At 62.7% G+C, this 12,060-nt stretch carries 12 protein-coding genes; 5 read left to right on the top strand and 7 right to left on the bottom strand.

All coding sequences use genetic code 11. The features are described from left to right. Positions 1 to 54: 54 nt before the first annotated feature. Positions 55 to 654, bottom strand: a complete 600-nt coding sequence (locus tag PspCFBP13509_RS00465) for a class I SAM-dependent methyltransferase (protein ID WP_027604278.1) — start codon at positions 652 to 654, stop codon at positions 55 to 57. A gap of 101 nt (positions 655 to 755) precedes the next feature. Next, a complete protein-coding gene (locus tag PspCFBP13509_RS00470) occupies positions 756 to 2,126 on the bottom strand; it encodes a glutamine synthetase family protein (protein ID WP_137211424.1) in 1,371 nt (456 codons plus the stop codon). A 347-nt stretch (positions 2,127 to 2,473) separates the two neighbouring features. On the opposite strand from PspCFBP13509_RS00470, the gene PspCFBP13509_RS00475 reads away from it, so the two are divergent. Together PspCFBP13509_RS00475 and PspCFBP13509_RS00480 are read left to right on the top strand one after the other, a co-directional pair. Beyond that, positions 2,474 to 3,247 carry a transporter substrate-binding domain-containing protein gene (locus PspCFBP13509_RS00475; protein ID WP_065928186.1) on the top strand — a complete coding sequence of 258 codons (774 nt, stop codon included), beginning with the start codon at positions 2,474 to 2,476 and terminating at the stop codon, positions 3,245 to 3,247. A 50-nt stretch (positions 3,248 to 3,297) separates the two neighbouring features. Next, positions 3,298 to 4,134 carry a cache domain-containing protein gene (locus tag PspCFBP13509_RS00480; RefSeq protein ID WP_065928187.1) on the top strand — a complete coding sequence of 279 codons (837 nt, stop codon included), beginning with the start codon at positions 3,298 to 3,300 and terminating at the stop codon, positions 4,132 to 4,134. Between the two features lie 242 nt (positions 4,135 to 4,376). On the opposite strand, the gene PspCFBP13509_RS00485 is transcribed toward PspCFBP13509_RS00480, so the two are convergent. Both PspCFBP13509_RS00485 and pobA read right to left on the bottom strand, forming a co-directional pair. Continuing rightward, positions 4,377 to 5,894: an MDR family MFS transporter gene (locus PspCFBP13509_RS00485; protein WP_065928188.1), complete on the bottom strand. Its 1,518-nt coding sequence runs from the start codon at positions 5,892 to 5,894 to the stop codon at positions 4,377 to 4,379. A 66-nt stretch (positions 5,895 to 5,960) separates the two neighbouring features. Next, entirely contained in the window at positions 5,961 to 7,145 is a 1,185-nt protein-coding gene (pobA, locus tag PspCFBP13509_RS00490) for a 4-hydroxybenzoate 3-monooxygenase (RefSeq protein WP_174562733.1), read from the bottom strand. A gap of 189 nt (positions 7,146 to 7,334) precedes the next feature. On the opposite strand from pobA, the gene PspCFBP13509_RS00495 reads away from it, so the two are divergent. Continuing rightward, a complete protein-coding gene (locus tag PspCFBP13509_RS00495; protein ID WP_065947382.1) occupies positions 7,335 to 8,213 on the top strand; it encodes a helix-turn-helix domain-containing protein in 879 nt (292 codons plus the stop codon). Here the strand turns inward: PspCFBP13509_RS00495 and PspCFBP13509_RS31465 are convergent. Continuing rightward, complete coding sequence (locus PspCFBP13509_RS31465; RefSeq protein ID WP_162844255.1) at positions 8,206 to 8,382, bottom strand: hypothetical protein; 177 nt, start codon at positions 8,380 to 8,382, stop codon at positions 8,206 to 8,208. The genes PspCFBP13509_RS00495 and PspCFBP13509_RS31465 overlap by 8 nt on opposite strands. Positions 8,383 to 8,482: 100 nt before the next feature. Continuing rightward, a complete protein-coding gene (locus tag PspCFBP13509_RS00500; protein WP_065928191.1) occupies positions 8,483 to 9,388 on the bottom strand; it encodes a LysR family transcriptional regulator in 906 nt (301 codons plus the stop codon). A 107-nt stretch (positions 9,389 to 9,495) separates the two neighbouring features. Here PspCFBP13509_RS00500 and PspCFBP13509_RS00505 point away from each other — a divergent pair, with 107 nt between their 5' ends. Both PspCFBP13509_RS00505 and PspCFBP13509_RS00510 read left to right on the top strand, forming a co-directional pair. Further along, on the top strand, positions 9,496 to 10,359 hold the full coding sequence (locus PspCFBP13509_RS00505; protein WP_065928192.1) for an MBL fold metallo-hydrolase: 864 nt from the start codon (positions 9,496 to 9,498) through the stop codon (positions 10,357 to 10,359). 34 nt (positions 10,360 to 10,393) lie between these two features. Next, positions 10,394 to 11,008: an NAD(P)-dependent oxidoreductase gene (locus PspCFBP13509_RS00510; protein WP_065947380.1), complete on the top strand. Its 615-nt coding sequence runs from the start codon at positions 10,394 to 10,396 to the stop codon at positions 11,006 to 11,008. Between the two features lie 100 nt (positions 11,009 to 11,108). Here PspCFBP13509_RS00510 and PspCFBP13509_RS00515 read toward each other — a convergent pair whose 3' ends face one another. Further along, positions 11,109 to 11,990, bottom strand: coding sequence for a LysR substrate-binding domain-containing protein (locus PspCFBP13509_RS00515; RefSeq protein ID WP_065947379.1), 882 nt, complete (start codon positions 11,988 to 11,990; stop codon positions 11,109 to 11,111). Positions 11,991 to 12,060: the final 70 nt, after the last annotated feature.

The following is a 12,060-nucleotide window of genomic DNA, read 5'->3' on the forward strand; positions in this document are numbered from 1 at the left end:
CAGGCAACCATGAAAACTCAGACAGGAGATGAAGAATAGTCCGACAAGTGGGAGTTATCCTTTCTTACGAAGAACGTAGACCCGCCACAGGCTGGAGCCCGGCATGAATTCCTGCTGACTCAAGACCTTGAACCCGGCCTGGCGAAATTCCTCTTCCACAGCGGTACGCGAGGGTACCGAGACAATCACCGTGTCGCGGCTGACCCGGTGAAACTCGCGCAGCAACGCCATGCGCCCTTCGCTGCTGGGCACATGACGAAACAACTCCAGGCAGAAAATGCAATCCACCGCATTCGCCGACAAACCGATGGAAAATGCCGAGCCCTGAAAGGTCTTGACGCGCTTGAGCAATGACGGCGGATGGTGGCTACGGGCGTGGTCGAGCATGTCCTGGGAATTGTCCGAGGCCAGGATCACGCGGTTGACGTGCTCGGCCAACACCGGCCAGAAGCGCCCCGAGCCGCAGGCCAGGTCCAGGATCAGCCCCGGCTCGCCAGCGACCTTGAGCGCCTGGCGCACCAACCACTCGTCGCGCCATGACGCCAGGCGCTGGCGCAGACCGGGCGGGCGCGTGTCACCGCAGACCCTGGCGTGCTCAAGGCCACAGCGTTCGGCGTATTCGATCTCGATGGAAGAAGGAGGTTGTGGCGACATCGCAGGCTCATGTGACTGAAACGGTAGTGAACGACCTTGATTCGCAGCTTAACCCTTGCAACGTGAAAAAAAGGTCGAAGCCCTCACCAGCGTAAAAACCATCACGCCTGATGCAGATACCAACGCCAGTCCTGCTCGCCCACCTCGCCCATGAACTGGCGGTATTCAGCATGTTTCACCGCCAGGTACACGCCCAGGAACTCGCTGCCGAACGCCTCCCGCGCCCAGCTTGAAGCCTCCAGTGCGCGCAGGGTGGTGAGCCAATCGGTGGGCAGCAACGCCTTGGCCTGGGCGTAGCCGTTGCCTTCCACCGGGGCACCGGGGTCGCGTTGTTCGCGAAGGCCACGGTGGATGCCCGCCAGGATCGCGGCCGCCGCCAGGTAAGGGTTGGCATCGGCGCCGCAAATGCGGTGTTCGATATGCCGGGAATGGGCCGGACCACCCGGCACCCGCAGGCTGACGGTGCGGTTGTCCACGCCCCAGGTGGCGGCCAGCGGCGCATAGCTGTTGGTTTGGAAACGGCGATAGGAGTTGGCGTTGGGGCAGAACATCAGCAGTGAATCGAGCAGGGTGCTGAGCATGCCCCCCACTGCGTGGCGCAGCAGTGGCGTGCCGTCGGCGGCTTCACTGGCGAACAGGTTGTTGCCCTCGGCGTCGGCCAGGCTGACGTGCATGTGCATGCCGGTGCCCGCCAGGTCATCGAACGGCTTGGCCATGAAGCACGCAGCCATGCCGTGTTCGTGCGCCACGCCCTTGACCAGGCGCTTGTAGCGCACCGCTTCGTCCATGGCTTGCAGGGCGTCGGCGCGGTGTTCCAGGGTGATTTCCACCTGGCCCGGGGCGTATTCGGAGATCGCCGTGCGCGCCGGAATGCCTTGCAGTTTGCAGGCGCTGTAAAGGTCGGCGAGGAACGGTTCGATCTGCTCCAGCTCACGCAGGCCGTAGACCTGGGTTGCGCGTGGGCGCCCGCCGTCCACGTCCCGTGCGGGTTGCGGGCGGCCATTGCCGTCGGGCTTCTGGTCGAGCAGGTAGAACTCCAGCTCCGCCGCCATTACCGGGTAATAACCGTCGGCGTTCAGGCCCTCGATCACCTTGGCCAGCAAATGCCGGGGGTCGGCCACGGTGGCGGGCAGGCCTTCGGTGGGGTGCATGCTGACCTGCACCGCAGCGGTCGGGATCAGCCGCCACGGCATGCGCTGCAAACTGCCGCTGATCGGGTAGGCGCGGCAGTCGATATCGCCCACTTCCCACACCAGCCCGGAATTTTCCACATCGTCGCCATTGATGGTCAGGCCGAGGATGGTGCTGGGCAGCGGCCGCCCGCTTTCATACACCGCCAGCAATTCGTCGCGGTGCAGCAACTTGCCGCGCGGCACGCCGTTGTTGTCGAGGATAAACAGCTCGAACATCTCGATGTCCGGATGCTGTTCAAGGAAGGCGTGGGCTTCGTGCAGGCTGGCAAAAACACTCATGGGGGGTTCTCGTACGTTTGTTTCAGGCAGGCGCGCACAAGGGTGCGTCATCCGTGGGGTAAATCAGCGTAGGAGAAGGGGGTCTGGCGGGCGCGCGTGGCGGCAGTGGAACAGGGCCCAGAAGGCGAGCTCGGAGGGCAGTGTCGCAGGGTGAGTGTCGGAAGAGCCGCCCATGGGTGGATCACAATGATAGAGATGCGCCCAGCGTCACACGCCCGCATAGGTGTTTAAATTCAGGGTTGATGGAGTTTGGTTGCGACTTGGCTAAACATTCAACGCCCCTTGCTACCTGGCCTTGCTGCTGGAAATAATGACCGCCCCCGAGCATGCCCCAAGGACTCGATCGCATGAAAACAACGATAACCCTGTGCGTACTGGTAAGCCTGGCCACCTCCGCCCTGGCCGACACCGCCCCCTCGCGCCTTGACCAGGTGCTTGAGCGCGGCACCCTCAGCGTCTGCACCACCGGCGACTACAAGCCCTACACCTCGTTGCGCGCCGATGGCGGCTATGAAGGCATCGACATTGCCATGGCCGAGTCCCTGGCCAAGAGCCTTAATGCCAGGATCCAGTGGGTGCCCACCACCTGGAAAACCCTGATGCCGGACTTCCTCGCCCAGCGCTGCGACATTGCCGTGGGCGGGATTTCGGTGTCCCTGGAACGCCAGAAAAAAGCCTTCTTCAGCCAGTCCCTCGGGGTCGACGGCAAGATTCCGCTGGTGCGTTGCGCCGACGTCAAGCGTTACCAGACCGTGGAGCAGATCAACCAGCCCCAGGTGCGCGTGATCGAACCGGCAGGCGGCACCAACGAAGTCTTCGCTCGCGCCCATCTGGGCCAGGCGCAAATCCGCCTGCACGACAACGTGACCATCTTCGACGAACTGCTGGCCGGCAAGGCCGACGTGATGATCACCGACGCCAGCGAGGCGCGTTACCAGCAGAAGCAAAAGCCCGGGTTGTGCGCGGTCAACCCGGAGCGGCAGATGCAGTACAGCGAAAAAGCCTTCCTGCTGCCCCGCGATGATGTGGCGTGGAAGAGCTATGTCGACCAGTGGTTGCACCTGAGCGTGGCCACCGGCGTCTACGACGGCATCGTCAGCCAATGGTTGGCGGCGCCCTGAGCCATGGCCGTCTACGCTGTGGTCACATCAATAAGAACGAGGGACGGAACATGAAGGGATTGCTCCGCGCCACCTGGCTGCTGCTGTTGTGTTTCAGCCAGGTGCACGCCGACACGCCGGGTGAGGACGCCCAGGCCGCCAAGGCCTTGCTGGGAAAAGCCCTGGCCTACTACCAGACCAACGGTGACAAGGCCTTTGCGGCGTTCAGCCGCCAGGGCGAGTTCATCGACCACGACCGCTATGTGTTCGTGGTCGATACCCAGGGCGTGCTGCTGGCCAGTGGCGGGCCCTCCTCCGCCCTGATCGGCCGCGATGTGTCCGAGGTACTCGGGCCGGAGTTGCGCCAGTCATTCAAGGACGCGCTCAAGGTGCCGGAAGGCCAGGGTATCCAACAGGCCGACTACCGCTGGCAGAACTGGAACGACGGCAAGGTCGAGCACAAGCATGTGTTTTACCAGCGCGTCGGCCAGCGCATCCTCGCTGTGGGTTATTACCTGCCGCGCGCCACCCCGGAACAGGCCCGGGCCCTGCGCAACAAGGCGGTGAACGCGTTGGTGAAGGATGAAGCCGGCACGCTCAAGGCCATCAACTCATTGCAGGGCGGTTTCCTGCAGGATGACCTCTATGTGTTTGTGGTGGACTTGAACACCCAGCGTTACGTGGCCCATGGCACCAACCTGCGACTGATCAACACCGATTTCAGCAAGATCAAGGACCCCGACGGCAAGCCGGTGGGCGAGCCGATCCTCAAGCTGATGGCCGAGCAGGACCAGGGAGAATACAAATACCGTTGGAAGAACCCGGTGACGGGCAAGGTCGAGAACAAGCATGCGTATATCCGCAAGAGCGGGCATTTCATGGTTGCGGTGGGTTACTACAGCCCCTGATCTGAACTGGAATGCATTCAAATGTGGGAGGGGCGGTGCGACGATTCGACTTGCCCCCGATGGCAGTGTGTCAGTCGAAGATGTTCCAACTGAACCACCGCCATCAGGGCATGGGTATCTACACAATTTTCAGAGACAAGCCCGCTCGCCACAAGGAGATTTGTCAGGGGCTGAAAAGTTGTGTAGATACCCATGGCCTCCGGGGGCAAGCCCCCTCCCACATTAGGTCTCTATTGTGTCAGTCAGCGAGTTTTGTCTTCCCGCCCGCGCAGCACGCGATTGGGCATCGCGATCGCCGCCGCCAACCCCAGCAGCGACACCCCCGCACTCACCAGCAGCAAATGCCGGAACGTCACCCCCAGCTCCCCGCGCAGGGCATCCTGCGCCGGGCCTGGCGCGGCGTTCAGGCCGTCAAGCAGCACGTTGCCGGAACCGCCTTCGGCCACCAGCGCACCGCTGGCCAGATGGGCGAAGCTGGAGTCCTGCAACAACGCCAGCAGCAACGCCGACATGCACGCCACCCCCACCGCGCCGCCCAGGGAGCGGAACAGGTTGGTGGTGCTGGTAGCAACGCCGATGTCCCGTTGCTCCACCGAGTTCTGCGCCCCCACCAGGGAGGTGGGGAACTGCATGCCGGCGGCGATCCCGCACAGCAACATGAACACGCCGGTCAGCAGCATATCCTGGGGCGCACTGTAGGCCATGCCCAGGATCGCCAGCGGGCTTAACAGCGCGCCGCTGAGGATCATCGGTTTGTAACGCCCGGTCACCGAGGTCATGCGCCCGGCGCAATAGGCGCCGATGGGCAGGCCCATCGCCAGGGGCAGCAAATGCAAGGCGGCGCTGTCGGCACCGCCGCCGGTCACTGTCTGAAAGCGCAAGGGCATCAGCACCGTCAGGGAAATCGCCTGGAAGCTGGTGAAGAAAATCGTGCACCAGCACAGCACCGCACTGCGGTTGGCAAACAGGTGCATCGGCAGCAACGGCTCGCGGGCGCGGCGCTCGTGCCAGACGAACAGGGTCAATGCCACCAGGGCACAGGCCAGCAGCCCCAACACCTGGCTGTCACGCCAATGATGGCCCTGGCCGATTTCGGTAATGCCCAACAGCAAGGCGGTGAGGCCGATGATCATCAGCACCGTGCCGAGGTAATCGATGATCGGCTTGCGTTGCGGCGCCGGCAGCCCCACCAGGGTGCGATGGGCCACGTACCAGGCACCGGCGCCCAGCGGCAGGTTGATCAGGAACACCCAGCGCCAGGATAAATACTCGGTCATGTAGCCGCCCAACACCGGCCCGGCCACGCTGGCCACTGCGTACATGCTGCTGAAATAGCCCTGATAGCGCCCGCGCTCACGGGGCGGGATGATGTCGCCGATGATCGCCTGGCTCACCGAGATCATTCCGCCGGCGCCGATGCCCTGCAGCACCCGCGCCAGCACCAGTTGCTCCATGCTCTGGGCCATGCCGCAGAACAACGAAGCGACGGTGAACAGGCCCATGCCGATCAGCATCATCGGCCGCCGCCCGTAGAGGTCGCCGAGCTTGCCGTAGATCGGCACCGCCACCGTCATCGCCACCATATAGCCGGAGATGACCCAGGCCAGCAGGTTGACGTCGTGGAATTGCGCGGAGATGGCGGGCATGGACACGGCGACGATGGTCTGGTCCAGGGCACCGAGGAAGATCGCCATCATCAACGAGGCGAGAATACTGCGCACCGCGGGGAGCGGTGGCGCGGGCTGATTGAGCTGAGTCACGGCAGAACCTTCGAGCAGGGCCCGCGGGAAAAGGCAGCCCGCGGGAATGCTCGATACGATAGCAGGCTATTCGATAGGCTCGTAAGGAAGTCCGACGTAATTTTCCGCGATGGTCTGGCGCCCGGCTTCGGAGTGGATGAAGTACTCCAGCTCGCTCTGGGCAATGCGCTGGCTGAATCCGTCGGACTCAGGGAATTGATGCAACATCGAGGTCATCCACCAGGAAAACCGTTCGGCCTTCCACACCCGGCGCAGGCAGATGGCGGAATAACGTTCGAGCAAGTCCACGCGCCCCTCGCCATACACCTTGAGCAAAATCCGGAACAGGGTGCTCACGTCGCTGGCCGCCAGGTTCAAGCCCTTGGCCCCGGTGGGCGGCACGATATGGGCCGCATCGCCGAGCAGGAACAGGCGCCCGTACTGCATCGGTTCCACCACAAAACTGCGCAGGGGCGCGATGCTTTTTTCGATGGAGGGGCCGGTGACCAGTTGTTCAGCCAAAGCGTTGGGCAGCCGGGTTTTCAGTTCCGCCCAGAAGCGTTCGTCCGACCATTCGCCTACCGGCTCCTCGGCCGGCACTTGCAGGTAATAGCGGCTGCGCGTCGGTGAACGCATGCTGCACAGCGCAAAGCCCCGTGAATGCTTGGCGTACACCAGTTCCGCGTGCACCGGCGGGGTGTCGGCAAGGATGCCCAGCCAACCGAAGGGGTAGACACGCTCGAACACCTTCAGCGATTCAGCCGGGATCGACTGGCGCGCCACACCGTGGAACCCATCACAACCGGCGATGTAGTCGCACTCCAGGCGAAACGCCTGGCCCTGATGCTCGAACGTCAGCCAGGGTCGATCACTTTTAAGATCATGGGGCTGCACGTCGCGCGCTTCATACAGCGTGGTGGCGCCAGCGGCGGCGCGGGCGGCCATGAGGTCGCGGGTGACTTCGGTCTGGCCGTAGATCATCACCGATTGGCCGCCGGTCAGCGCCTTGAGGTCGATGTGGGTCAGTTGACCGTCCAGCGCCAGCTCGAAGCCATCATGTACCAGGCCTTCGGCATCCATGCGCTGGCTCACGCCCGCCTCGCGCAGCAGGTTGACCATGCCTTGTTCCAGCACCCCGGCGCGGATACGGCCTTGTACGTAGTCGGCACTCTGGCGCTCCAGGATCAGGGTCTGGATACCGGCGTTGTGCAACAGCTGGCCGAGCAAGAGTCCGGAGGGACCAGCGCCGATAATGGCGACTTGGGTTTTCAGGGTTTTCATTATTTTTATCGCCCGCAAGTTCCACCCGAACGGATCGAGTGAAAGAGTTGTCATTGATCTTGTGGCTGACAGTTTTCACTTGAGTGCGCAGTATAAGAAGGTGAAAACTGCGACAAAACCTGCGCTTTTTGCCAATTTGGGCGATTACCGCACCACTGTCCTGAGTATCGGATTGAAACCATGACCAACACCGCGATTCCGGTCTTCAAGCTTTACGGAGAAAGCCAGCAATGGCCGACCCCCGATTTGTTGCACTGCGAAACCATTTCCCGGCGCAGTCGGGAATACCAGTGGGAAATCCAGCCCCACCGGCACGCGGATCTGTGCCAACTGCTGTACGTGCACAAAGGCCAGGCCGAGTTGGAAATCGAAGGCCAGCGCACCACCCTCAACGAAGCCACGCTGCAGGTATTGCCGCCGTTGTGCGTGCATGGGTTTCGCTTTGCCGAAGATGTGGAAGGCTATGTAGTTACCCTGGCGGCACCGCTGGTCAGCCACTTGCAAGCCCAACTGGGCGCAACGGCAGGCGGTTTGCAGACCCTGGGCAGCTACCCGGCGGGCAAGGACAGTGATTACCTCAACAGCCAGTTCGCCCGCCTGCAGGACGAATACGCCGACGACCAACCGGCCCGGGACATGCTGATGCACGCGCTGGTCAGTGTGCTGCTGGTGTGGATCAGCCGCCAGGCCATCCAGCGTCGCCACCCGCGCGCGCCAAGGGGCCGCGAGTATTTCCGGCGCTTTACGCAATTGGTTGAACAGCACTATCGGGAACACCCGAAGATTGAGGATCTGGCCCACAAACTGGGTATCTCGGTCTCACACCTGAATGGGACGTGTCGGGAACTGGGCGGGCAGCCTGCCTTGCAGATCATGCATGACCGTCAATTACTCGAGGCCAAGCGCCTGCTGACCTACACCAGCATGACCATCAACGAAATGTCGGAAGTACTGGGTTTTTCCGACCCGACCAACTTCTCTCGGCTGTTCCGCCGACGGGTCGGGTTCTCACCCAAGGCGTTTCGCGAGCAACTCAAGGCCGAACAGCCGTCTACCTGAGTGCACTGAAACTGCCGGTGTGGGGAACGCATTGGTCCTGATGGCAGCTGATCGCAAAGGTCGGCTGCATCCGGGTCTGCTCCACGCGGTAGGCGGCGGTGCCATACAGGCCGGTCGCCAAGGCGCAGAGGAAGAAAATCATCAGGTATTTGCGGGTTTTAATGCTCATGGCACAGACCTCTGAGCGGATCTACAGGGTGCTGTTTAAAGCATAGGTCAACCAGGGCGAGTTGCCATTATTGGGCGACATTCAACAGGGTTATGTCGCCCTAAAGACACCTATCCCACACCGGCTCCTCGGGGAACCTCACCACCAGGAAATCCAGCAGGCTGCGCAGCGCCGAAGGCATGTGTTTGCGTGACGCATAGACCGCGTAGATGTTCATCTGCCGGGGTTCGGCCTCGGGTAGCAGACGTACCAGTTCACCACGGCGGATGTGATCGCCGGCCTGGTAGCTGGGCAGCATCGCCACACCCGCGCCGGCCAGCGTCACGCGTAACAACGTACTGGCTTCGTTAGCGGTGATATTGCCGTGCACCGGCACCGAGACGTGCTCGCCGTGCTCCTCGAAATGCCACAGGCTTTTGCCGAAGTACGAATGGGTCAGGCAGTTGTGCCGGGCCAAGTCTTCGACTTTCTGCGGCGCCGGGTGCTCCAACAGGTAGGCCGGGGTTGCGCACACCACGGAGCGACAGACCGTCAGGCGCCGGGCGATCAGGTTGGGGTCCAGGTCGTTGCTGGTGCGGATGGCCAGGTCGATGCGCTCGTCCACCAGGTTCACCGTGCGGTCGAGCATTTGCAGGTCAATGGTCACCAGGGGATAGCGCTTGACGTACTCGGCAATGGCCTCGGCCAATTGCGCCTGGCCGAACGAGGTGCTGACACTCAGGCGCAACAGGCCACGGGGCGCCTTATCAGGCTCACTGACGGCGGCCTGCATATCACCGCACAACTCCAGGAGTTGCCGACAGCGTGGCAGGGTTTCGCCACCGGCCGCCGTGAGGCTGAGCTTGCGCGTGGTGCGGTGCAACAGGCGCGCGCCGACCCAGTCTTCCAGCTCGGCCAGGTAACGCGACACCACCGGGCGCGACAGGTCCAGATGGTCGGCGGCGGCGGACTGACTGCCCAGGTCCACCACCGTGACAAACACGCGCATTGCTTGAAGACGATCCATGATTTGCCCGATTTCAGAAACAAACTATGTCCTAGCATCGCATTTTTAGTTCGGTTTAGTGCAACTAAGCTCTGTGCATCCTTTGAATCCACTGCTGGAGCTGCCCGATGTTCTCAACCCTCAAGCGCTTGACCTTCACCGCTGCCTTGGCGTTTGCCGGCCATGCAGCGGCGGCCGACCTGACCCTGGATGTCTACAACCCTGGCGAGGCGGCGATCTTCCCGGTCAGCTCGGTGCTGGTCAGCGGTGCCAAAGACGCGATCCTGGTGGACGCGCAATTCGGCAAGGGCCAGGCCGAGCAACTGGTGCAGAAGATCCGCGCCAGCGGCAAACACCTGACCACCATCTACATCAGCCATGGCGACCCGGATTACTACTTCGGCCTCGACACCCTGACGGCCGCGTTCCCCGACGCCAAGGTGCTGGCGCCGCAACCGGTGGTCGACCATATCAACGCCACCGTGGCCGGCAAACTTGAGTTCTGGGGCCCGAAAATGGGTGCCGACAAACCGGGCAAAACCATCGTGCCCCAGGTGCTGCAAGGCCACAGCCTGACCCTTGAAGGGCAGCAGTTGGAGGTGATCGGCCTGGATGGCCCGCAGCCGGACCGCAGCTTCGTGTGGATCCCGTCGATCAAGGCCGTGGTCGGGGGCGTGGTGGTCGCGCAAAACATTCACCTGTGGATGGCCGACACCCAAAGCGCGCAATCCCATAAAGACTGGCTTGCGACCCTGCAACGCATCGAACAGTTGAAGCCACGCACGGTGATTCCTGGCCACTACCTGGGCACGCCGTCACCGCAAGCCGTGGCCTTTACTGCCGACTACATCAAGGCCTTCGACGTAGAAACCGCCAAGGCCAAGGACGCCGCCGCCCTGATCGCGGCCATGAAAAAGCGCTACCCCACCCTCGCCGACGAAAGCTCGCTGGAACTGAGCGCCAAAGTCGCCAAGGGCGAAATGAAGTGGTGAATGCCTTTAAACCCTGACCGTACTGGAGAACATCATGAGCAAGATCGCAATCATTGGGGCCACCGGCCGTGCCGGCAGCCAATTGCTGGAAGAAGCCCTGCGTCGTGGGCATAGCGTGGTGGCTATCGCGCGTAACACCGACAAGCTGGCTGTACGCCCCGGCGTCACCGTCAAGCAGGTTGATGCACTGGATGCCAATGCCCTGGAACAAGCCATCAGCGGCAGCGATGTGGTGATCAGCGCGGCACATTTCGCCACCCTGCCCGCCAGCGCCGTGATCGGCCCGGTAAAAAAAGCCGGGGTGAAACGCCTGCTGGTGGTGGGCGGCGCCGGTTCGTTGCTGCTGCCCGGTGGCGGGCGTGTGATCGACAGCGAGGGCTTCCCGGCGGAATACAAAGCCGAAGCCAGTGCAGGGGCCGCGTTTCTCGACGTGCTGCGTCAGGAAAAGGACCTGGATTGGACGTTCCTGTCGCCGTCGGCCTTGTTCGATGGCACCCAGCGCACCGGTAAATTCCGTCTGGGCCAGGATGACTTGCTGGTGAGCAGTGACGGTAGCAGCTCGATCAGCTTTGCCGACTACGCCATCGCCATGCTCGATGAAGTGGAAACACCGAAGCACTCGCGCCAGCGCTTCACCGTCGGTTACTGACCTCCCTCCCACTCCCGTAGCAGCTGCCGAGCGCAAGCGAGGCTGCGTCAGCGGTGTACCTGACACACCGCAACGCAGCCTCGCTTGCGCTCGGCAGCTGCTACGGGATTTTCGCGGAGGTTGCCTGATCAACCAGCCAGTTCATCAGCGCTTCAAGCCCTGCCGACGGCACCGTCCCCGGCGGATACACCAGGTAGTACCCCTTCCCCGTCGGTACCCGCAGTTCAAACGGCATCGCCAAGCGCCCCGCCTTGAGATCCTCGCCCATCAACGCACTGTCGCCCATCGCCACCCCGGAGCCCTGGGAGGCCACGTTCATCGCCAAGTCCAACGTCTCGAAATGATGCCCCTGGCTCACGTTGCTCAACCGCGTATCCGCCGCCTGGAGCCAGCGCGCCCAATCGCGCTCATCCCGCGTGGGGTGCAACAGCACCTGTTGCTGCAAGTCCGCCGGGGTGTGCAAACCGGCGAGCAGCGCCGGTGCGCAGACCGGGGTGAGTTGCTCATCGAACAAATGCCGCGCCTCGGCCGATTGCTCGGCGATGGGCGCATAGATCACCGCCGCGTCGAATTGCTCGCGACGAAAATCCACGCTGTAGGCCACGGTGGTGGTGAGTTCCACCGGAACGTCCGGGCGCTCCCGCTGCCATTGCATCAGGCGCGGCAACAACCAGCGCATTACGCAGGTGGAGGCCTTGATTTGCAGGGTATGGCGGCGATTGCCGATCTGCTCCACCGCGTCACCGAGCAGGCCAAACACCTGCTGCACCCGTTGCGACCACTCGCGACCTTCTTCGGTCAGGCTCAACCCCCGTGCCTGGCGCTGGAACAAGGCGTAGCCCAAATGGCTCTCCAGCCCGGCGATCTGCCGGCTCACCGCACCTTGTGTGATATGCAGTTGCTCGGCGGCGCGGGTGAAGTTGCAGCACTGGGCCGTGACCCAGAAGGTATGCAGCGCGGGCAGGGGCGGAAGGCGTTTCATAAGGGCGCAGCCATGACGTGAGGACATGGCTAGTATGACTTTTTATCGATTGTTGCCGCTACGGGCCAGC

It is taken from the genome of Pseudomonas sp. CFBP13509 (assembly GCF_005233485.1).
GTDB classification, from domain to species: domain Bacteria; phylum Pseudomonadota; class Gammaproteobacteria; order Pseudomonadales; family Pseudomonadaceae; genus Aquipseudomonas; species Aquipseudomonas marginalis.